General features: G+C 32.7%; 21 protein-coding genes. 1 reads left to right on the plus strand and 20 read right to left on the minus strand.

Going from position 1 to position 23,726, the window contains the following annotated elements:
* Positions 1-343 precede the first annotated feature (343 nt).
* From CD127_RS11950 to bshC, 18 genes are all read right to left on the minus strand, one after another.
* Positions 344-1,867 (minus strand): NAD(P)H-binding protein, encoded by a 1,524-nt coding sequence (locus CD127_RS11950; protein ID WP_103366828.1) that lies wholly within the window; start codon positions 1,865-1,867, stop codon positions 344-346.
* Between the two features lie 262 nt (positions 1,868-2,129).
* Positions 2,130-4,880 carry an isoleucine--tRNA ligase gene (gene ileS / locus CD127_RS11955; RefSeq protein ID WP_103366829.1) on the minus strand — a complete coding sequence of 917 codons (2,751 nt, stop codon included), beginning with the start codon at positions 4,878-4,880 and terminating at the stop codon, positions 2,130-2,132.
* A gap of 227 nt (positions 4,881-5,107) precedes the next feature.
* Positions 5,108-5,770 (minus strand): DivIVA domain-containing protein, encoded by a 663-nt coding sequence (locus CD127_RS11960; protein WP_103366830.1) that lies wholly within the window; start codon positions 5,768-5,770, stop codon positions 5,108-5,110.
* Positions 5,771-5,826: 56 nt separating this feature from the next.
* Positions 5,827-6,600 carry a YlmH family RNA-binding protein gene (locus tag CD127_RS11965; RefSeq protein ID WP_103366831.1) on the minus strand — a complete coding sequence of 258 codons (774 nt, stop codon included), beginning with the start codon at positions 6,598-6,600 and terminating at the stop codon, positions 5,827-5,829.
* 117 nt (positions 6,601-6,717) lie between these two features.
* Positions 6,718-7,014, minus strand: coding sequence for a YggT family protein (locus tag CD127_RS11970; RefSeq protein ID WP_103298723.1), 297 nt, complete (start codon positions 7,012-7,014; stop codon positions 6,718-6,720).
* Between the two features lie 12 nt (positions 7,015-7,026).
* Positions 7,027-7,611: a cell division protein SepF gene (locus CD127_RS11975; RefSeq protein WP_103298724.1), complete on the minus strand. Its 585-nt coding sequence runs from the start codon at positions 7,609-7,611 to the stop codon at positions 7,027-7,029.
* An 11-nt stretch (positions 7,612-7,622) separates the two neighbouring features.
* The gene (locus tag CD127_RS11980; RefSeq protein ID WP_103366832.1) at positions 7,623-8,291 is read right to left on the minus strand and encodes a YggS family pyridoxal phosphate-dependent enzyme; all 669 of its coding nucleotides are present in this window, start codon (positions 8,289-8,291) and stop codon (positions 7,623-7,625) included.
* A gap of 189 nt (positions 8,292-8,480) precedes the next feature.
* Positions 8,481-9,275 (minus strand): peptidoglycan editing factor PgeF, encoded by a 795-nt coding sequence (gene pgeF, locus CD127_RS11985; RefSeq protein WP_103366833.1) that lies wholly within the window; start codon positions 9,273-9,275, stop codon positions 8,481-8,483.
* Positions 9,276-9,536: 261 nt separating this feature from the next.
* Positions 9,537-10,718 (minus strand): cell division protein FtsZ, encoded by a 1,182-nt coding sequence (gene ftsZ, locus CD127_RS11990; RefSeq protein WP_103298727.1) that lies wholly within the window; start codon positions 10,716-10,718, stop codon positions 9,537-9,539.
* A gap of 29 nt (positions 10,719-10,747) precedes the next feature.
* Positions 10,748-12,181 carry a cell division protein FtsA gene (gene ftsA, locus CD127_RS11995; protein ID WP_103366834.1) on the minus strand — a complete coding sequence of 478 codons (1,434 nt, stop codon included), beginning with the start codon at positions 12,179-12,181 and terminating at the stop codon, positions 10,748-10,750.
* Positions 12,182-12,284: 103 nt separating this feature from the next.
* Positions 12,285-13,580 carry a cell division protein FtsQ/DivIB gene (locus CD127_RS12000; RefSeq protein ID WP_167409902.1) on the minus strand — a complete coding sequence of 432 codons (1,296 nt, stop codon included), beginning with the start codon at positions 13,578-13,580 and terminating at the stop codon, positions 12,285-12,287.
* A gap of 15 nt (positions 13,581-13,595) precedes the next feature.
* On the minus strand, positions 13,596-14,945 hold the full coding sequence (gene murD, locus CD127_RS12005) for a UDP-N-acetylmuramoyl-L-alanine--D-glutamate ligase (protein ID WP_103366835.1): 1,350 nt from the start codon (positions 14,943-14,945) through the stop codon (positions 13,596-13,598).
* Between the two features lies 1 nt (position 14,946).
* The gene (mraY, locus tag CD127_RS12010; RefSeq protein WP_103366836.1) at positions 14,947-15,912 is read right to left on the minus strand and encodes a phospho-N-acetylmuramoyl-pentapeptide-transferase; all 966 of its coding nucleotides are present in this window, start codon (positions 15,910-15,912) and stop codon (positions 14,947-14,949) included.
* 278 nt (positions 15,913-16,190) lie between these two features.
* A complete protein-coding gene (locus CD127_RS12015) occupies positions 16,191-18,527 on the minus strand; it encodes a penicillin-binding protein (RefSeq protein ID WP_103366837.1) in 2,337 nt (778 codons plus the stop codon).
* Positions 18,508-18,909 (minus strand): cell division protein FtsL, encoded by a 402-nt coding sequence (ftsL, locus tag CD127_RS12020; protein WP_103298732.1) that lies wholly within the window; start codon positions 18,907-18,909, stop codon positions 18,508-18,510. Before ftsL ends, CD127_RS12015 begins: the two co-directional genes overlap by 20 nt.
* A gap of 13 nt (positions 18,910-18,922) precedes the next feature.
* The gene (rsmH, locus tag CD127_RS12025; protein WP_103366838.1) at positions 18,923-19,858 is read right to left on the minus strand and encodes a 16S rRNA (cytosine(1402)-N(4))-methyltransferase RsmH; all 936 of its coding nucleotides are present in this window, start codon (positions 19,856-19,858) and stop codon (positions 18,923-18,925) included.
* 15 nt (positions 19,859-19,873) lie between these two features.
* The gene (mraZ, locus tag CD127_RS12030; RefSeq protein ID WP_103298734.1) at positions 19,874-20,305 is read right to left on the minus strand and encodes a division/cell wall cluster transcriptional repressor MraZ; all 432 of its coding nucleotides are present in this window, start codon (positions 20,303-20,305) and stop codon (positions 19,874-19,876) included.
* A gap of 141 nt (positions 20,306-20,446) precedes the next feature.
* On the minus strand, positions 20,447-22,060 hold the full coding sequence (gene bshC / locus CD127_RS12035) for a bacillithiol biosynthesis cysteine-adding enzyme BshC (protein ID WP_103366839.1): 1,614 nt from the start codon (positions 22,058-22,060) through the stop codon (positions 20,447-20,449).
* Between the two features lie 193 nt (positions 22,061-22,253).
* Here bshC and CD127_RS12040 point away from each other — a divergent pair, with 193 nt between their 5' ends.
* Complete coding sequence (locus tag CD127_RS12040; RefSeq protein WP_103366840.1) at positions 22,254-22,703, plus strand: N-acetyltransferase; 450 nt, start codon at positions 22,254-22,256, stop codon at positions 22,701-22,703.
* Positions 22,704-22,758: 55 nt separating this feature from the next.
* On the opposite strand, the gene CD127_RS12045 is transcribed toward CD127_RS12040, so the two are convergent.
* The gene (locus tag CD127_RS12045) at positions 22,759-23,457 is read right to left on the minus strand and encodes a YjjG family noncanonical pyrimidine nucleotidase (RefSeq protein ID WP_103366841.1); all 699 of its coding nucleotides are present in this window, start codon (positions 23,455-23,457) and stop codon (positions 22,759-22,761) included.
* A gap of 139 nt (positions 23,458-23,596) precedes the next feature.
* Positions 23,597-23,726 (minus strand): beta-class phenol-soluble modulin (locus CD127_RS12580; protein ID WP_142381321.1); only part of this gene is annotated, 130 nt, incomplete at its 5' end.

Here is a 23,726-nt window from a genome sequence, read left to right on the forward strand (position 1 = left end):
ATATAAGCAATAAGTAGAATTATTCTCATCATTTTTAAACTAGATAATTATGAGTGAGTTGCATGATGGTATCATTGGACAGAAGCTAATAAAGAGAGAAATTATCTATGGAAGCTATGCGTTCTAAACCAAAATATTCTATAAAAATCATCTTCTACTTACATATTTCAAAAATCACTTATGTGAAATAATTTGTTTAAATTTACTACAAAATATTAAATATTTTACCAGTAATATATATAGTTTGCAATTTATTAGTTTACTATTTCCAAATTTTTTATAAAAAAATGCCAATTCACTGAAGCAATTTAATCAGTGAATTGACCTATCAGTGAGACTTATATTATTTTTTAAAACTATTATAAATTTTAGCGCCTACAAATGCGCCCACAATAGCCCCTGTTGTCATAACTAAATTACTTACAAATTTTTCTTTTTGAGATGAGAGTTGTTTTTCTTCCTCTTCTTCTGCTAGATGATTCATATGTTTCATGAATACATCCATTACAACTTTATGAGCATTCGCTTGTGTAAATTTATAAATCGCCCATGGTAAAGTTGGTTCATATTCTTGAAGTGCGATTAAACCTTCATTCGTATCTAAAATTCGTCTGAATTCAAACCTAGCATTACCACCATCTCTAGCTAATGCAAGGTCGCCACCCACGATTCTATATACAATCATTTCATTTGTAGTATCGTGTTCATCTCTCTCCATTTTTAAAATGAATTTATTAATTAGCGGTAAACGAATATTGAATTCATATTCATTAATATTGCCATTAACTAAGTGTAATGTAATATCATTAATGAATTTTGCATATTCTTGTGCTACATCACGCATTGAATAACTTTCAGGTATTTTAAATCTTGTAATAGCACGAACATCTTTGATTTCTTCTTTTTTATCTTTGTCATTAGAACTGTTAGATTTAGATTGCTTACTTTTTTTCACTTGTCCGTGCTTTTCTTCTTCTTTTAAAGCTTTTTTCACGCTATCCTCGTAATCAATCTCGCCAATTGAAAGTTCAGGATGGATACGGTGAGGTTGCGGAATCATGTCATGAACTAAACTATTCATTAAAGGATAGACCATTTCTTTCGGCACTTGTGATATTAACTGTACCCAATAGCGACTTGCCCAAATAGGAATAATTGGTAAATCTAAAATAGGTAAGTATTTATCTAACACGTTAGCTGTGCGCTTAATTAATTCTTTATAGTTCATTACTTCTGGTCCCGTAATATCAAATGCTTCATTTTCATCCGGTGAACGGTCTACTAATGCTGCTAATTTATTAATAACATCTTCGATTGCTACTGGTGCAATCATATTGTAGGCCCAGCTAGGAAGAATCATCGCTGGTAAACGATCAACTAATCTTTTTAAGATAGGATATGAACTACCTTTAGCACCAATAATTAAACCAGCACGTAGTGTACTTACTGGAATACCATATGAACCAAGAATTTTTTCACATTCTAAACGGCTACGTAAATGAGGTGATAGATTATTTTCATTAGGAATGATGCCACTCATGAAAACAATATGTTTTACTCCCTGTGCTTTAGCGGCACGTGCAAAGTTATCTGCCAGTAATGCATCCATATCTTCAAAATTAGCTTGAGTTAATTTCGCACTTGGCATCATAGAATGGACTAAATATATTGCAGTATCGATACCTTCCATAACTTCTGTAATTTCATCTAAATCAAATAAATCTGCTGCTTTCCAAGTTACATTCTTTTCATCTTCTTTACTGTCTGCATGTCGCGAAATTGCTATAATTTCATGATTCTCTTTTAATTGTTCTTTTAAGTGACCCCCAATATAACCCGAAGCTCCTGTTAATAATACTTTACCCATGATGCCACTCCTTTTGTCTTTTATATTCATAACATATCTATATTTAAACTCTCTTATAAGAAAGCGTTTAAACTTGTTTATAAGATGTAATAGCCCTTTCAAACTGATACCAAACATTAAGCATTAATTAAATTAAATGAAGTAAAATGTATTTTTTAAAAATTAAGTTGTAGTTTTAAATTATTATATAAAAAAAGCCATATCTGTGATAAGTGCAATCACAAATATGACTTTCAATTAATATTAAGTTATATAATCAACATTAAACTAATGTTTTAACAACTTCTTGGCATCGTGGACATAAGTGTTCAAGTTCACCTACTGAACCTAATTCTTCACTATAGTTCCAGCATCTTTCACATTTTTCACCTTCAGCATGTTCAATACGTACATCGCCGTGTTGGTATGATTCTGCATTTTCAATTGAGTCAGCAACTTCAACTTGTGAAACGATAAATAATTGTTGTAAATCAGCAAATTGTTGTAAGAAATCAGCTGCTTTAAAGTTATCGTTATTACCGATGAAGACTTTAGCTTCTAATGATTTACCGATGACTTTATTATTACGAGCCGCTTCTAACGCACGGTTCACATCATCACGTAATGCCATAAATTGGTTCCATTTATCTAATAATGCTTGGTCAACATCGACTACTTCAGGCATATTAGCTAAATGTACGCTTTCTTCTTTAACATGTGGCGTATGAGACCATACTTCTTCAGTAGTGTGAACTAAGATTGGCGCTAATAATTTAGTCATATCAACTAAAATTTGATATAACACTGTTTGCATGCTACGACGTTTATGCGCATTTTTCTCTTCAATGTAAAGAATATCTTTACCATAATCTAAATAGAAATTACTTAATTCAACGTTAATGAAGTTTTGAACTTCTTGATAAATGTTTAAGTAATCGAAGTTATCGTAATGATTAATAGTGCTAGCTGTAAATTCACGTAAACGATTTAATAAGTAACGATCTACTTCTAATAATTCCGCTTCAGGTACAGCATCTGTATCAGGATTGAAATCATTAATGTTACCTAACATAAATCTTAATGTGTTTCTGATTTTACGATATACATCAGAAGTTTGTTTTAAAATTTCATCTGAGATACGTACGTCAGCTAAATAGTCAGTACTACTTACCCATAGACGTGCAATGTCGGCACCTTTTTGTTTTACTACTTGGTCTGGCACAATAACGTTACCAAGTGATTTACTCATTTTCTTACCTTCTCCGTCCATTACGAAACCGTGAGATAATAAGAATTTATATGGTGCTTGACCTCTTGTAGCAACTGCAGTTGTGATTGATGAGTTAAACCAACCACGATATTGGTCACTACCTTCAAAGTATAAATCAGCTGGGAAACTTAATTCTGGACGATTTTCTAATACGCCTCTGTGAGATGAACCAGAGTCAAACCATACGTCCATAATGTCTGTTTCTTTAGTAAATTCACCATTTGGACTTCCTGGGTGAGTAAAGCCTTCTGGTAATAAATCTTTAGCTTCTCTTTCGAACCAAACATTTGAACCATGTTCAGCGAAAAGATCTGCCACATGATTAACTGTTTCTTTAGTCATAATGATGTCGCCATTTTCAGCATAAAATACTGGTAATGGTACACCCCATACACGTTGACGAGAGATAACCCATTCGCCACGGTCACGAATCATGTTATAGATACGTGTTTTACCCCAATCTACTTTAAACTCTGTATCTTCAATCGCATCTAAAATATCTTGTCTTACTTTACTAATTGATGCGAACCATTGTGGTGTAGCGCGGAAAATAACAGGTTTTTTAGTACGCCAGTCATGTGGGTAACTGTGAGTAATGAAGTCTAATTTTAATAAAGCTTCTTTTTCAGTTAATAAATCTGTAACTGCTTTATTCGCTTTATCATAGAACATACCTTCAAATTGGCCACCTTCTTCAGTGAAGACACCTTTATCATCTAAAGGACTAATTACTGGTAAGTCATATTTTTGACCTACTACATAGTCATCTTCCCCGTGTCCAGGAGCCGTATGAACACAACCAGTACCTGCATCAGTTGTAACGTGGTCACCGTTAATTACTAGAGATACACGATCTAAGAACGGATGTTGTGCTTCAACATATTCTAATTCTTTACCTGTAAATTCTTTTTCTAATTGAATAGCATCTTTATCCCAACCTAAAGCTTCTGAAACTGATTCAGCTAAAGCTTGAGCGATGATATATTTTTTACCATTCACATTGTATTGACCATATTTAAGTTCTGGATGAACTGTAATAGCTACGTTTGATGGAATAGTCCATGGAGTAGTAGTCCAAATGATAAATTGAGCATCTTCATCAACTACACCTTTTGAATCTTTGACATCAAATGCAACATAAATTGATGCTGAACGTTTGTCATGGTATTCAATTTCAGCTTCTGCTAATGAAGATTCACTTGATGGTGACCAATATACAGGCTTTTTACCTTTATAAATAAGGCCTTTATCAGCCATTTCACCGAATAAACGAATTTGAGCTGCTTCGTATTCAGGTCTTAACGTAATATATGGATTATTAAAATCTCCACGCACACCTAAACGTTTGAAGTCTTGTTTTTGTAATTCAACTTGTTCTAACGCAAACTCTTTACATTTTTCTCTGAATTCAGCGATAGACATTTTTTTACGGTCTACACCTTTTTTAGTTAACGCTTGTTCAATTGGTAAACCATGAGTATCCCAACCTGGAACATATGGTGCATAGAAACCTTGCATCGTTTTGTAACGAACAATGATATCTTTGATAATTTTATTTAACGCATGTCCCATATGAAGATTACCATTGGCGTACGGTGGGCCATCATGAAGAATATACGTTTGATTTCCTTTATTTTTATCTAACGCTTTTTGATAGTGATCTTCAGCTTCCCATTTTTCTTGAATTTGAGGTTCTTTAGTAGGAAGTCCCCCACGCATTGGAAAATCTGTCTTAGGCATTAATAAAGTATCTTTATAGTTCATATTTGTTTCACTCCTTAAATATAAAAAAGAACTCTAAGTTCAATTAACAGGGACGGAAATTCCGCGGTACCACCCTTATTAACTCAACTTAGAGTTCTCTCATATTACTTATTTTAATATCGCAAGTCAGTGATATAAGAAATATGCTTTTACTAGGCTCTCACCATATCCTAGCTCGCTGTGAAAAGGTAACTATTTCTCACGTGTCTGACTTAATTCAAATCATATTATTTAGTAGATGTTGACTCACTGTTACTTACATTTGTTGTAGAAGTAGCAGATTCACTAGTATGTGTTGATGTAGCTGATGTATCAGTATTTGTATTCTCAGCTTGTTGATTTTGTGCATTAAGTTGTTCTTCAGGTGTAATATCTTGTTTATTTAAATGTTGAAAATTTTCTTGAGTAACTTGTTCAGCATCTATATCGTAATTTAATAAATAATCCCAATCATCATTTTTTAATAAATCTAATTGAGCTTCAACAAGCATGCGGAAACGAGAACGGAAAACTTTAGATTGACGTTTCATATCCTCAGTTTGGAATGATAAATGACGTGCTTTTTCAATCGCATCATTTACAATCATATCTGCTTGAGCTTGAGCTTTAGAAATTGTAGCTTCTGCTTCTTTGTTTGCCGCCACTTTAACTTGCTCACCTGCTTGTTGTGCTTGAACTAAAGCATCACTTACAGATTGATGAACTTGTTGATAAGATTTAATATTAGTATCTCTCTCTTCAACTACTTTTTCAAGTTGTTTTTTTTCTTCTTTTAAACGTTCAATTTCATTGCTTAATTGAGTTAAATAATCACTTACTTCAGCAGGTTCTAAACCATTTTTTACTTTTGTAAATTCTTTATTTTTAATTTCATTCGGTGTAAAAGGCATCTTATATCCTCCTCAAATCGGACTTTTTATAAACATTTATTCCAAATCTTATACCGTTATTTAAATAATGTTTGGTAAGTAATATGAATTTTATCTTTTTTCGTGCGACCACCCACGTCGGTAATTTGAGCTCGCCCAAAACCTTGAATGGATAGTAAATCATTGATTTGTACTTGGAAATCTGGAGAATCGATAATGGTATGATTCACTTTCACACGTTTTTTCTCAATAAGTTGTTTAGCAATGGCTCTCGATTTATGAATCATTTCTTTTAAAACAACATCTAATCTTAACGCGCTAACTGTGCTACCATGACTCTTCCAATTCTCTACTGATTGTATCATATCTTTAAATGGAATAGAATTAAGTTTAACTGACGCACCTTTAATCTTTGTTAATTCTGTCATAATATATGATTCTAATTGTTTTGTCAAAACGAATTGTATCGTTTCTCCTACTACAATATCACCTACTTGTTCTCTTTCAATACCTAGCGACATTAATGTTCCTAATACATGTTGATGTTGAAGCGTAACAAACTTTTCAGGATAATCAATTTGAATTAATGTAATTTCATAATCCTCTTCAGTAGGTTCGTAGTAACTTGGCGCAATAATGGCTCTTTTTCTCTCAGAATGAGGGCCACCAAAAAATTGCACATGCATATCATCGAAACTTCCTACAACTACCTCAAGAATATATTGTCCTCTAGGATCTAAAAAGTTTGTTAGTATTGGAGCATATTGGTGATTCACTTGATCACATTTATCGATTAATTGATCAATCAAAGGATGTTCTTCATTTCTAAAGTGTTGATAAATATCTATTATAGTTACCTCCCTTTTTTATTTTTTCGGAAAATGAATTTACTATTATATTAACTATGAGCTTAAGACTAAACATGATATAAGGCTAAGACAAATGAATGTCCTAGCCTCTTTAAAAATTTATTTCATTATTAAATAATTTATAATCATAGCAAAAATACTTTGTAGTCCCCATTGGAATAACACTAGTACAAATAATGCTACAAGTGATGAAATATCAATCATACCAATTGGGGGAATAATTTTTCTAAACGGCTCTAAAAATGGCTCATATATTTTAGATAAAATTTCGCCAAATTTAGATTCCCTTATACTTGGTACCCATGATGTGAAGAAATAAATAATCATACCAAAATAGTAGATTTGTACTAACACAAGTATAAAGTGAAATATATTAGCTAACAGGCCGATGTCCATAGACTATTCTCCTTACTCGTAATGATGCGCTTCCATTTGTTCGATATGATCAGTAATACTTCCAGCGACCTCTACATTATCAGGCGTACAAAGGAAAATATCAGTACCAACACGTTGAATATCTCCACCAATTGCATACACAGTACCACTTAAAAAGTCGATAATACGTTTAGCCGATACTTTATCAATGCGTTGTAAATTAACTAAAGTAGCACGACGATTTTTTAATTCGTCTGCAATATCTTGTGTATCTGAGAAAACACGAGGTTCAAATAAACACATTTTTGAACTTTCATATGTAGAATAACCTTGTGCAGATTGGTTCATTGTTACTACATTTTTAGAATTCGACTTAGTAGGCGTGTTGTTCATACGATTCTTCCTTTCCTCTGTGTTATAATTTCGTGATGTTTTCTTTTGAGGTACTGTCTTTAGATTATTTTGTTGTGTTTGAGGTCGATCTGTTGTTTGATTTTGTTGTGCATTATTTTGTGTTTCTTCCCTTTGAACGACACGTTGTTGACGCTCTTCAGGGCTTTCTACTTCTTCTTCATCTTCCATTAGAAAAAAATTATTAAATAAATCTTTAATAGCCACGGGGCTCACTCCTATTCTCCAACAAGTTTAGTCCCTATTCTGATAAATGAAGCACCTTCTTCTACAGCAATTTGGTAATCATTACTCATTCCCATAGATAAGAACTCACACGGTGCATAATCTAATTTAAGGTTTTTAATTTCGTTACGTTTTAATCTTAATTGTTTAAATAATTGACGAATATAGTCACTATCTTCAGTATAAGGTGCCATTGTCATTAAACCAACAACTTTAATATTACTATATTGTTGAAGTTGTTGAATAAAATCATTTACCTCATCTAATGCAATACCATGCTTACTTTCCTCACCTGAAACATTAACTTGCACAAAGCATGAAATAACATGGTCTGCTCTTTTATTAATTTCCTTGGCAAGACTTAAGCGATCTAGTGCATGAAGATAATCTATTTCGTTAATAACTTCTTTAACTTTTCTTGATTGTAAAGAGCCAATGAAATGCATAGTAACATCGTCAGGCAACGCTTTTTTCTTCTCAAGAAATCCTTCTAAACGGTTCTCTCCAAAGTGGCGTAAACCTGCTTCATATGCTTCTTTAGCTCGGTCTATTGTAACATATTTTGTAACCGCAATCACGTCAGGTACTGTAGATGTCTCACTTTTGTCAATATGTTTATTAATTTCATTTTTAATTGCTTCTAAATTTTGTTTTACTTCCATTTAAATATCAACCTCGAGTTATAGAGTGAAAATTGTAAAATGTAGATAAATACTATCATTTATCTATGTTCTGACATTGGATAGTAGTTCATAATAGGATTTCAAAATAACAATTCTTCTATCAAACAGTCTGTAAAATTTTAATTACTTTAACGTCAAGCTAACATGTGATGTTTGAAAATTAATAAATTAATATTTTTGACCTATGAATCCCATCATTCTTCCAGTTTGACCCTTTTCAATGCGATAAGAGAAGAACATTGATAAGTCTTCTGATGTTGCATAATCAGTAATATAGATATTCTCTTTAGGCACACCTTTATCTTCTAGTAAAAGAGCATTAGCACGTTTTAAATCAATACCATGACGGTCTTTATCACGTGTTTCAATATACTGAGTGCTATCGATTGGTAAAGTTTCAAATTTAGATTTAATATCGTCATTGATTTCGTAACTCATTGAAGTTGAAGGACCAATAACAACTTTTAAATCTTTATAATCAAAATCAACATGATTCAACATTTTCACAACGATTTGACTATATGTCCCTCTCCATCCAGCATGTGCTAGTCCTATGAAATGATGTTTCTCACTATAAAAGTAAACAGGCACACAGTCGGCATAACACATTGTTAATAAAACGTTAGAATCATATGAATAGAGGCCGTCGATGCCGTGGAGTTGATCGCTAAGTTGATTAATATTTGCACCTTGATGTTCTTGAGTGACGTGTGCAATTTTATCTTCATGGGTCTGAATAGGGAAAATCCATTCATTTCTTGGATATCCAATAGCTTCAGCTAAAATCTCTTGATGACGTGTGACATTATCTTGGTCATCATCTATGTATCGTGCCATATTAAATGAATGCTCTGGATATATACTATAACCCCCATCGCGCGTCGTAAAGCCTAGTGTTATATTTTTTAAATCTTCAGCTTCGTAGTTCAAATAATGAGGATGTTTAACAAATTGCTCAGACACGTGAATAACCACCTTGTAAAAAGTTATGTTTGTATATATAAACGTTTGGTCGTATTAACTTTACTCTAAATATGAATATAAATTTATTATATAACATTCTTCACTCTGTTTTAAAGTATATGAAAAAGAGTAGAACAGAATTCTTTAAAGAATGTCCAGTTCTACTCCAACTAATATAGTTACATAGTTAAATCAACAATAATCATTTGTTAATTACTTCTATGCTTAATATTATAATATTCTAACCTGATAATTTATGGATTAACGTCTAGTTCTTCTAGAACGTCTTTCTTCTCTATTTCTGATAAAGCTAGGAATATCGTCATCTTTAGTTGAATGACTTCTTTCATTTACACTTTCAGATGCACGTGAACTTGAAGAACTATGAGAGAATGAGTCTTCTTTAGGTGCACTTTGTGTTGAAGTGCCTGTAGCACTTACGCTTGAACCAAAGCCTGTGCTTGAAGCTTTACGGCCTTGTGATGTTGGTTTATCTTCGAAACCTGTAGCAATAACTGTTACAACGATTTCGTCTTGAAGTTCAGGGTTGATTACAGTACCGAAGATCATGTTTACATCTTCATCAGCAGCATCTTGAACGATATCTGCAGCTTCTTGAGCTTCGAAAAGTGATAATGATTCTCCACCTGTAATGTTCATTAACACACCTTGTGCACCAACGATTGATGTTTCAAGTAATGGAGATGAAATAGCTTTTTTAGCAGCTTCAACAGCTCTGTTTTCACCTGAAGATACACCAATACCCATTAATGCTGAACCTTGGTTAGACATAATTGTTTTAACGTCAGCAAAGTCTAAGTTTACTTCACCAGATACAGCGATTAAATCAGAGATACCTTGTACACCTTGACGCAATACGTTATCTGCTTCTTTAAATGCTTCCATCATTGGTGTAGATTTATCAACGATATCTAATAAACGGTCATTAGGGATAACGATTAATGTATCAACCGCAGCTTTCATTGCTTCTACACCTGCAGCAGCTTGTGTAGAACGTTTGCGACCTTCGAAACCAAATGGACGAGTTACAACACCAACAGTTAAAGCGCCCATTTCTTTAGCGATTTTTGCAACAACTGGAGCAGCACCTGTACCAGTACCGCCACCCATACCAGCAGTTACGAATACCATGTCTGCACCTTGGATAGCATCTTCAATTTGTTCACGAGATTCTTCAGCAGCTTTTTTACCAATTTCAGGGTTAGCTCCTGCACCAAGTCCACGTGTTAATTTTTCACCAATTTGGATTTTAGATTCAGCTTTAGATAAGTTTAAAGCTTGTCCATCTGTATTAATTGCGATAAATTCAACATTATTCATGCCGTGGTCGATCATGCGGTTAACAGCGTTATTACCGCCACCACCTACACCGATGACTTTTAAAGTCGCCATATGATTAAATCCTTGTTCAAATTCTAACATTTATATTTCCTCCTAGTCTTAATGGCCAATCATTCAAATAGAGATTTCATAAATTTTTTAAATTTGCTCTCTTCTTTTTCAGGTCTTTCATGTTCATCATAGTGGTGTTCTACATCTTGATGTTCATCATGGCTATCATACTTATCATGTTGTTCTACTCTGTCCACTCTTTCTTGTGGCTCGTGGTAGTCTTCTTCATAAGTATCTTCATTTTTGTTTGACTTACGTTTAAACCAGTCAAAACCGCCAGATTTAGAAGCGTTATCTTTGTCGTTATTTTCGATAACTTCTTCTTCAAATTCATCATTGTCTTGATAATTCATTGTAACATAATCTAATAATTCATCAAAAGTGATACTACTAGATATTGTAGAAATAGCTGAAGTAAATTCAGGTTTTCTAATACCCATTTGAGATGGTGTGTGGATTCTTATCTTCTCATTTACCATTGTGTTTAATAACTCTTTAACACCAAGTAAATTTGAAGTACCACCAGTAACAATGAAACCACCGTTCACTTTTGTTAAACCTAAATCAACTAACACATCGAATACTTCATCAAAGATATCTTGCATTGTTCTTTCAATGATAGCGCTTAAATCTTTTTGAGTATATTCTACTAATTCGTCGCTATCTACTTGATCAACAGTAAATACATCTTGATCAGACGCTGAATTAGTAAATGCGTGTCCATATTGATGTTTAACCTTTTCAGCTGTTTCATATGTAGTATTTAACTCTTCAGCTATGTCGTCTGTAATGTCACGACCAGCGAGTTCAATAGAATCAGCATCAACTAACTCACCACGCTCATAAAAAGCGATTTGAGTTAAATCTTCACCAATATCAATTACACATGCGCCTAATTCTTTTTCAGTAGCTGTAAGAATTGAACCATAGTTGTATGCATCAGAATAAACATCTAACACGTCAACGCCACATGATTCAACGCATTTAATCATATTTATTAAAATAGATTTGTGAATTGCAATTACGCCCGCTTCTACTCTTAAAGAATGTCTAGCAATTAATTCTTTAGGATCAGAAACTTCATTATCACCATCTACAATAAATCGAATTGGGAAGACATCAATAACATCTGTATCTGGAACTTCATTTTTTTGTCTGATACCTTCTAACACATCTTCAATGTGCGTTCCATTAATTTCAGTATCTTCATAAAAATCAATTTCATTTGCTTCATCGTACACTTCAGTACCAATGATAGGTAACTTTAAGAAAACTTCTTTTATATCTACACCTGAGGCGATAGAAGCTTTTTTAATTGTATCTTTAATTGCTTGTTTAGCAATATCAAAATCATCAATCAATCCGTTCTTAATACCACTAGTGTAGGTTTGTCCTGTACCTATCACATTAATACCATTGTGAAATTTTTCGCCTACTATTGTTTTAACACTTGATGAACCAATATCTATGCTTACATAGTAATGTTCCTCCATAGATAGGCACCTCCTGACAAATTACTATTAAAATACACTATATTTAGTTTACAATACGTCGATTGGCTTGTGAACTATAAACGTATATTAATATCGAAATTTTTTAATTATTTGAGTCTGATTGTTCGTTAATTTTATTCAATGCACTTTGTAATTCATTTTTAGCATCGTTTTCTTCTTGCGTTTTTTGTTGTAAAACTTGATTAGATTTAGAATTATTGGCGTCACTTTCGTTATATGGAATAAATGATGCGCCTACAGATAAGTCGATATAACCTTGAGTTTGAAGGTTACCTGAATCATCTTTGTTAAGTGATTGTGACATTTGCGGATAATATTTTAATTTATCCGCAATGGTTTTATAGTCACCAACCACTTGCATGCCATCTTTCATATACAACAATATTCTACTTTGCTTATTTGCTTCAGGTGCATAGCTAATTTCTGAAATCATGTCTCTAACTTCTGAAGACATATTCGAAAGTGCTTTAACCATGTTGTCTTTATCTGAACCTTTGAAGCCGTCTAAGATAGGTCCACTTCCAGCGATGTCACCTTTATAATCTTTCAATTCTTTGTTGCCTTCAATAATCGGAGTATATTTATTTTTATCTTTGACTACCCCTACGACATTGTTTTCAGTTACTTGAACATTTAACGTATTAGGTAAACGTTTTTTTATCTCTACATTCTTCACTAAAGGATTTTGTTCTAAATTATTAATCCCTTTTCTTTTACTATAAGTGTACATGCGAGAACCTGGTTTGACATCGAGAGCCTTTTCAACCTGTTGATTACTCAAGTTTTTATTTCCACTAATATTTATATGAGAAATTCTGCTTAATGGCGTAAACATATATATTAAAAATAAAAGAATTAATAATATTAATGACGTTAGAATGATATATTGAATTCTCTTTTGGCGTTTACGTCGATCAATTCTTTGTTGTTCACGTTTTTCTTGTAACGTCATATGTGCATATTTATCTTCTTTTTGTTTACGGTTAGTCGCGGTGTTTTTTCTATTCTCACGTTTTTTCTTTGGATTAGTAAATAGCTCAGTCGCTTTGGTTTTAAAATTTTGAAATTGATTATCTTTTCTAGAGCTAGTATGTCGATTGCTCTCATTTTGCTTTATTTCTTCTTGTTTGTGTTCTTCTTGCGAATCTTCTTTAAGTTCTTCTTTAGATTCCTCTAAAGGTTCTTCTTTATGATGCTGTTTTTCATTACTATCTTGCGTTGCGCTAGGTCTATCTTCATTTTCAAAAGTTGAAGATTGATTGAATTTACTGTCTTCATTATCATCAATCTCTTTATCTTTTAATTCACGATTTTTTCGTTCAATTGAATCCTTAATAGACCTCACTTTAGTATTTCTATTATTTTTACGTTCATCCACGAAATTTCACACCCTTTAGTAAGACGGTAAGTGTGCACGGAAGCTTTCAATAAATCGTTCTCCACGTTCTTCAAAAGTATTATATTGATCCCAACTTGCACAAGCTGGAGATAATAATACGACATCATTAGGTTCAATGACATCTTGCACTTTTTCCACTGCATCTTCGACGTCAGTAGCTTTAATAACAAGTTTACCTTGACTATTACCTAATTTAGCAAATTTTTCTTGAGTTTCACCGAAGACAACCATTACTCTAACATTTTTCATGTAAGGAATAAGCTCATCAAATTCATTACCGCGGTCTAAACCACCACATAACCAAATAATAGGTTGTTTAAATGAATTTAAAGCAAATTGTGTCGCTAAAGTATTTGTTGCTTTTGAATCATTGTAGTATTTATTTGTGCGGTTAGTACCGATATATTGTAATCTATGATCAATACCTGAGAACGTAGTTAAACTATCAACAATCGCTTTAATTGGTACGCCAGCTAAGATTGCAGCTAGTACCGCAGCTAAAATGTTTTCCAAGTTATGTTGTCCTGGTAAAACTAAGTCATCAATATTAATAATTCTAATGCCTTTGTAGATAATAAAATTATTTTTAATATAGATACCTTCAACTTCTTGTTGTGTTGAGAAGTACAATGTCTTAGCTTTTAAATTTTCAGATTCTATAAGATGACGTTGATGATAGTTACAAATTAAATAATCATCTTCTGTTTGATTTTTATAAATTTGTTTTTTAGCATTTTGATAATTCTCAAGTGTTTCGTGATAATCTAAATGTGCTGAATATATATTAGTAATAATTGCAATATGAGGTCGGTATGTTTCAATGCCTAATAATTGGAATGATGATAATTCAGTAATTAAATATTCTTCTGGTTTAGTTTCTTGAGCAACTTTTGAAGCTACATAACCAATATTTCCAGATAGACGGCCTGTAAGCCTACTTTTACTAAACATATCTCCAATTAATGAAGTTGTAGTTGTTTTACCATTTGTACCAGTCACGGCAATAATTGGCGCTTCTGAAATTAAATAACTTAACTCTACTTCGGTTAAAATTTTTAATCCACGTTCTTCTGCTGCTTTAATGATTGAAACTGTATACGGAATACCTGGATTTTTTACAATGATGGGATTGTTATCTAATAATGAAACTGGATGACCGCCATCAACAATTTTAACTCCTAAAGTTTCTAAATCTTTTGCATGGGGATCTTGAGATAAATCTTTACCATCATTTACAGTGACTTTGGCGCCTAATTTGACTAACAATTTTGCTGCTTCATAGCCACTTTTTGCTAATCCTACTACAAGAACTTCTTTATTTTCTAATCCTGTATAATTTAGCATCTTAATGCACTCCTATCCATAATCCGATTAATCCTGAAATTAAACCTACTGTCCAAAATACTGTAACAACTTTCCATTCGCCCCAACCACTTAATTCGAAGTGATGATGAATAGGACTCATTTTAAAGATACGCTTCTTAGTTAACTTGTATGAAGCAACTTGTAACATAACTGATAGTGTTTCAACTACAAATACTAATCCAATTAGAAGTAATGATAATTCTTGATTTAGCATAATTGAAACAGTAGCGAATATACCACCTAATGCTAAGCTACCTGTATCACCCATGAAAACTTTAGCTGGGTTTAAGTTATAAGGTAAGAAGCCTAATAATGCGAAAATCATAATGATACAGAATGTACCAATTGCTGGTGAATCTATAACAAAACTCATAATGGCATACATTGTAAATCCAATGATTGATAAACCAGTTGCTAAACCATCTAAACCATCAGTTAAGTTAACTGCATTTGAAAATCCAACTTGCCAAAAGACAATGAAAATAATATATGCAAATGATAATGGAATACTTACATTAGTAAATGGAATATTAAGATTAGTTGAGAATTCAATTAAATGAAAGACATCACTAAGAATGAAGAAAATAACAGCAATAGCGATTTGAGCTAAGAATTTTTGTTTACTTGTTAAGCCTTGATTATTTTTCTTAACTACAATGATGTAATCATCAATAAAACCAATTAAACCAAATCCAATCGTTACAAATAATAACAAAATAATTGGGTTAGAATTGTCAACAAAAAATATAGCTATGATAGAAGTTATGACAATACTGATGAGGAATGTAAGTCCACCCATTGTAGGTGTACCTGTTTTTTTCATATGGCTTTGTGGCCCTTCCTCACGTATACTTTGACCAAATTTCATTCGTTTAAGCGTTGGGATTAATACCGGCACCAAAATGAAGGTGATGAGTAGTGCGATAATCGCAAGTATAAAAAGCATGATATTCTCCTTTATGTATATTAAATTTTTGCGAAATTAAGTATAAATTTCTGGTTTTCATTTTTAATCATCTTAAGTTTATCAATTTTCGAAATAACTTCACATAGTTTAAGTATGAAATAAGTTTAGGAAAATAGAAGTGATGCTGAAATAGAATAGAATTAGAGTTTTTTTATCTAATATTTTAGCTTCTATTCGAATAGAAATTAAAGTGTTTCTGTTTATTTCAACCTCTTCTATTATTTTCCTAACTTATATTATTCATACCTCATTCTATCTTAGTTTGAATCACTTTCAGATGATGTTTGATTGTTGTCAGAAGATGAACTACTGTCATTTTTATTTTTAGAATTTTTATTGTCTGAAGATGAACTACTATCATTTTTATCTTCAGAAGCTTTGTTGTCAGAACTGTTATTATCCGAATTTGAAGCATTATCACTTGATGTACTGCTTGAGGAATCATCTGGATCCTCAGGAGATAAATCTACTTCAATCTTACTATTGTCTTTCAACGTAGCACCTTCTGAAACAGATTGTTTAGTAACAAAGCCGTTGCCATTCGTCGTAACATTGATGCCTGTCAGTTCTTGGAAAGTAAGGACATCATCTTTTGTCCAGCCTTTCATATTTGGCATTGTAATATCTCCATCAGTCAATAACATCACTTTACTATTTGGTAATAGTTTTGTATTGGCTTTTACAGATTGAGATTTAATATTGTCACCATTTCCAATAACTACAGGTTGTAGGTTTTGAGATTTCAAACTATCTTCTGCTTTTTGAGCACTTTGTCCTGAAACATTCGGCACTTTACTATATTGAGCAGATTTAGTTTCATCTTTATTTGAACCAACATTTAGGTATTTTAAAGTATTTTCCATAATTGGTTTAAATGCTTTACTTACACCTAATTGATAAGCTTCTTCGTCGTTTTTCTGAGCTAAACTCATACCTGCATAAACAATGACACGTGGATTTTTCTTAGGTGCATCGCCGATAAAGCTTACAAAGTAAGGATTGGCACCTTTAACATAACCTCCGCCATTTTCGTCGGCAACTTGGGCAGTACCTGTCTTACCTTCAATATCATAGCCATCCACACGATAGTTAATAGCATGACTCTTCTTACTATTAACTACTTTATCTAACTCAGTTTCAACTTTACTTGCTGTGTCTGCAGAAATTGGTTTACCAGCAACTTCCTTTTTACCTTTATAGAATGTTTTTTTAGAAATTGGATTGTCAATACTTTGTACAAACCAAGGTTTCAACATATCGCCTTTATTAAAGAATGAAGATTGCGCTTGTAACATTTGAACAGGCGTGACAGTTGTTGATTGACCGAATACAGACGTTTTTTGTTGCAATTCATTTGACCATCCAATATTGCCACTCGCTTCGCCATCAAACATGCCATCTGTGGATTTACCGAAACCAAATTTTTCATACCAAGATTTCATCTTATCTGCGCCTACTAAATCTTGTAAGTGCATCATTAAGGTATTTGAAGAATACGTGAAACCTAGAGACATAGGAATTTCGCCCCAACCTGTTTTATTCCAGTCAGAAATTCGAGAACCCATAATGTCACGATGTCCTGATTCGTATTTTTCATTCGGTTTAAATTTGCCTTCTTGAATTGCTGCAGCTAAACCAAATGATTTAAATGTCGATCCAGGTTCATACGTATTTTGATATAAATCATTTGCCCATTTTTTACCAAAGTCTTTACCTGTTTCTGGATTAAACGTAGGTCGCTGACTATAGGCCAAAATTTCACCAGTTTTAGCATCCATTACTACAGCAAATAAATCTTTAGGATCATATTGCTTAACCATATCATCTAACGCTTCTTCTACAAATACTTGAATATTTGAATCAAGTGTTAAATGAACGTCATCGCCACGTTTAGGTGCTTTCTCATGTTTGGAATTAGGTGCTATATAACCCCATATATCTTGAATATAAGATAAGGTACCTTTTTGACCATTTAAATAACTATTGAAGATTTTTTCGACACCTAAAGCACCATTTAATGCTCCAGTATCTGGATTTTTTTGCGCCATACCTATTAAGTGAGAAGCAAAATTACCATTTGGATAAAATCTTTCTGTCTCAGGATATAATAAAATACCTGGTAAATTCATTTTCTCTAATTTTTGCTTGTCTTGATACGTTAAATTCGTTCCTTTTTGTCCGAATTCAACTTGGAAGGCATTTTTTTGATTTAAACGTTTTTCAATTTCCGAAGGTTTCATATCAATCACTTTGGATAATTGTTCTGCAGTTTTCTTTTTATCTTTCACGTAGCGAGGTTTATCTCCATTCTCACCTGCGCTTTTATCTACGACTGCGACAACTTTAAACCTTTCAACGTCTTCAGCTAGTATCTTGCCATTTCTATCATAAATCTTACCTCGTTCAGGTTGTTCCTGATTTTTCACAAGATACGTTTCATTGGCACGCATAATCAAATTTTGCCCATCCGAATGTCCAGTTAACATGATATAAGAGTATCTTAAAACCAATATAAAAAAGAGCAGTCCGAATATACCAACAAGGAGGACTGCTCCTAATTTATTTTTTCTAATTTTAATTTTTCGCTTCGCCATTAGTACGCACTACCTTTACATTATCGTTCTTTAAGCTCATACCTTGTTGTTTAGCTTTATTGTAAATGCGTTCGTAAGAAGAGTTTTTCTTAATTTCAGATTGGATTGCACTATTTTCACTAGATTGTTGTTCAATTCTTTGATCCAAATCTGCTATTTTGCCATTTGTATCATACGCATCCATTTTTAAAGATAGCAGATAGATTGCAATGACAGCAATAGCAGTAACAAGTGTTATGTATAAAAACTTCTCAAACCTTGTAAGTTGAACAACTACCTTTTTGGTAACCGTGCGGGTCTGAGGTTCAGATTGTGGTTGTTGCTTCGGTATGCTTGTGTGCTGGACTTCTTCATATGGTTCATATATTTTTTCTACAGCCATCTTCAATTACTCCTCATTTTAATATTTCTGCGACACGTAATTTTGCACTACGCGCTCTATTATTCTCATCTAAATCTGCTTCTGTAGCAGTGATGGGCTTGCGATTAACTCTTTTTAGTTTAGGTGTATACTCTTCAGGAATAATTGGTAACCCTCGAGGTACGTCAGGTCCTTTCTCATATTCTTGGAAAATCTGTTTACACAGTCTATCTTCCAATGAATGGAAAGTAATAACTGAAATTCCACCTCCTACATTGACTAATTCAATTGCTTGTTCAATCGAATCTTCAAATGCAGATAATTCATCATTCACTGCAATACGAATCGCTTGAAAGACACGCTTTGCAGGATGACCACCTTTTCTACGAGCTTTGGCTGGAATACCTTCTTTAATAATATCTACAAGCTCTAATGTTGTTTCAATCGGTTGTTGTTCACGATGTGCTTCAATACGTCTCGCTATTTGTTTTGAAAATTTCTCTTCACCATAACGATAAAAAATCTTAACAAGCGCTTCATAAGACCATTCATTCACGACCTCATAAGCACTTAACGCTTGTGTTTGATCCATACGCATATCGAGTTTAGCATCGTGGTGATAACTAAATCCTCTTTCAGGGACATCTAATTGTGGACTAGAAACGCCCAAATCGTAATAGATGCCATCTACTTTTTCAATTTCTAAGTTTTTTAAAATGTCAGTCAATTCTCTAAAATTACTATGTACAAACGTGACCTTATGTAGATGATCTTTCAAGACTTCTTTAGCATTCTCTAAAGCATTTGTATCTTGATCAATCGCAATCAATCTACCATCATCGTTCAATTGATTTAACAAATAGAGTGCGTGACCGGCACCACCAAGCGTACAGTCTACATATATGCCATCTTCTTTGATGTCTAAATAATCAATTGTCTCTTTTAGCATAACGCTTACATGATGAAACACGGTAAATTCCTCCATTTAAAAATCAAAATCTATCAAATCTTCAGCAATATCTTCGAAACTTTCTTCAGATTCATCATAGAAATCATTCCATGTTTCTCGATCCCAAATCTCAATACGATTGGAAACGCCTATTACTGTACATTCTTTAGTTAAATTAGCGTACTTCCTCAAATTCTGAGGGATATTAATACGCCCTTGTTTATCTAGCTCCACTTCGATTGCACCAGAGAAGAACATACGCATAAACTTACGTGCGTCTTTTTTTGTCATAGGTAAGGTTTTCATTTTCTCTTCAATCTGTTGCCATTCTTCAAGCGTATAACCAAACAAACATTTATCAAGGCCTCGTGTGATAATAAATCGTTCACTTAAGTCATATCTAAACTTTGCAGGAATAATCATACGACCTTTAGCATCAAGTTGATGCTCGTACTCTCCCATGAACATTATTATCACCTCACCTTATTTATAATTTACCACATCTCACCACTATCCTCCACTAATTATGTAAAATATCTTAAAATTCCTTATTTCGACAAAAAAATACCTATTTTATCACAAGGATAAAATAGGCATTTATCGGTAATATCAAGGTTTTATAATGATTTGATTAAATGTATATTCAAGTGGTGGGTAAGTGGAGGGACTGAACACATCTATCCCAAATTCATTCATAATTTGAAGTGGATTCCATATTCTTTCTTGTAAGCCACCCATTGGATGCAATACATATTCAAGTTCTCTAAAGTGTTTCATACTAATATCATTTTCACGTTCAATATTAAGTAAATAACGTTGAAGTAGATAATCATATTGTGTATTGTGAATTTCACTATTTTTTTCTACTAAATTAATATTGTCTTGATTACCTTTTACTTCATCTAATAGTTGTTGATATATTCTAGCATGATCTTCTTTAAGTTTTTCAACTTGTTTAATAAATGACTCTGAAGCTTTTTCACGAACAAATTTTGTTCTATCCTCTTCAATACCATTTTCAATCACTTGTTGTACATCTAATTGATATTGATTCAATAATTTATCAGTTCGCTGTGTCATATATGTCATTTTAAGACGTGGCATGACAATTGGCATTTCAATATTTAATAACTTAAACACTTCATTAAGCTCAGCCCAATATTTAATTTCACTTGGACCACCAATGAAAGCTACCGTATTAAATAACCATTCTTCCATAACCGGTCTCGTCACTACATTATTTGAAAAACGATGTGGTTCTGTCTCAATTAATTTCAATATTTCTTCTTTAGAATACGTTACTTCAGATTTACTTAATTTGAAATTATCTCCTTCTTTAGATAATAACTGTCTCATATTATCTTCATGAAGGAAGAGATGCACATTTGTATCTGTCTGAATCATTTGATTCAAGCCAGATTGAGTCGTTTGCGCTTGCGTATTTCTAAATGCTTGATCAATCTCTTCGTGATGTTGAATCATTTCTTTTAAAATGGGCTTCTCAAGTTCTCTTAACGCTTCATATTGAGCATCAATAAACAATACGCCATATTCTTTAAACACTTCGTGGAGTAAAGCTTTGAACATATCTGTCCAAGAATCATATTGTTCAATAATATTTGAACAAAGTGAATAAAGAGACTTTGTATGTTCAGTTTCTTTTAACTCTTTGAAAAAGCTTTTTAATGCTTCAACAAGTGCTTTTTTATCAGGTGAATAACGTGAAACATTAGTTTCTGGAGGCGTCATTGTATGGTATTTCACTTTATGCAATTGCGCCTCTTTTGCGTTGAAAACGTATGTATGATTTACTTCATCGAAATCATGGTCTTCCCCAGCAATCCAAAATACTGGCACCACTGTTTTATCATACGTTTGACTTAATTGATGACTTAAAGTTACTATCGAAAGAATTTTATGGAAGGTATACAACGGACCACCAAATAGTCCCGCCTGTTGACCGCCAATCACAACTTTAGCGCCATCAGACAATGCTTCAAGATGACGTTGTTGTGCATTTGAAAGTTTGAGATCTTCCATATATGAAGCAATGATTTGACTTAATTGCTGTTCCCTACCATTGCTAGGCTGTTTCATACGTTTGTCAAAACTTGCCTTCTCAGTGGGATTATATTGATAAAATTTTAATAATTGTTCATCGCTATTTTTCAATTTTGTAATAAACGAATCTTTTTCTTTAAAATATGTTACTTGACAGTCCATATCCATACTCCTTCAACATAGCTATTACTCATATAGTATAAAGATTATATCCTTATCTGACAATTTAACGGCTTAAATATTTAAAGTTTCTTTCACAAATTGTCTTGCTATTATAATAATTACTACATAAATAAATGAAATTTACACAATACATACGTTATAATAGATAAAAAGAACAAAGGGGAGATTGAATATGAGCGAAGTTAAACATCTTGAAATAAATTATAAAACAGATGAACTATTTGAAGCATTTAGAGAATTTGGCAACAAAGACTTATATATGGTCGAAGAGTTAAAAGGTCAAATGATCGATGCAAGTTCTGAATCACCATTTTACGGCATTTTTAATGGTGAAAACTTAGTCGCTCGCATGGCTTTATTAAAAAAAGGCGACGTAGAAGAAAGCTATTTCCCAGAATATGATGATTATTTATTATTATGGAAATTAGAAGTATTAGAAAAATACGAAAATCGCGGTTATGCGAAAGAATTAGTTGATTTTGCTAAATCATTCAATACACCTATAAAAGCGATTGCTCGTCAAGATTCTAAACAATTCTTCATCAATCATGATTTCGAAGACGTAGAAGCTAAAAATCCAGAAGGCCATGATGTGCTAGTTTGGTCTCCTGATAACAAATAATTAACTAGGGCGAATTAGAAATTAAAATCATTTAATTTCTAATTCGCCCTTTTACTTACGCTTCTTCTTTTTCAACAATTTTTACTAATTCACTCAAATTCTTAATTTCATAATCTGGTTTAATCTCAGAATCATTACTTTTATCTCTATAGTTAAACCAACAAGTTGCTATGCCAGCATTTTTCCCACCTAACACATCAGAAGTTAAGGAATCTCCTACAATTAATGAATGTTCTTTTTTATCTTTTCCAATACGTTCATATACATGATCGAAAAATTCAGCCATTGGTTTTTGATAACCTGTCTCTTCCGAAATAAAAACACCTGCAAACACATCTTTAAAATCTAATTGAGCAATTCGACGTTTCTGAGTATCTGTTACACCATTAGTTACAATATACAAATCACATATTTGAGCTAAACGATCAATCGTTTCTAACGCCAAATCAAAATATTTCACTGGCGCTTTCGCCAACTCATCTCTAAATCTAATGTCTGCTTCCTTACCATCTACTTCTATCCCATAGTGGCTAAAGTATTCGATAAAATGATGTGAAAGCACTTCTTCTTTAGTTAATTCATTTTTTTGAAAAGCTTCCCAATGCGCTTGATTCACTTTTTTAAAAAATTGAAAGTCCTTTTCTGTAGGATAATGATTATAAAATTTTGCCATATTGTGAAACGCCTTATCTTCTGCATCATAAAAATCAACAAGCGTATCATCAAAATCTAATAAAATCGTGTTATATCTCATATTTAACATCCTTAATCAATTTTGTATAAATAGAATTCTTCATTATAAGATTTATTTTAACAAATTTTTGAAACAAACAAATAATACATATAAAAAAAGACCAGAGCGCTTGCCCTGGTCCATCATTAATATTCAACTATTAGAAACCGAAGATTTTGCCTAATACGTTTACACCGTTTTCTACGATACCTACGATGTTTGTACCTAATTTAGCCCAGTCATGTCCTTGGCCTGCTTGTACTGTGTTTGCGATTGCTTCTGCTAATTTT

Origin of the sequence: Staphylococcus petrasii, from assembly GCF_002902565.1 — a bacterium.
Lineage (GTDB): Bacteria > Bacillota > Bacilli > Staphylococcales > Staphylococcaceae > Staphylococcus > Staphylococcus petrasii.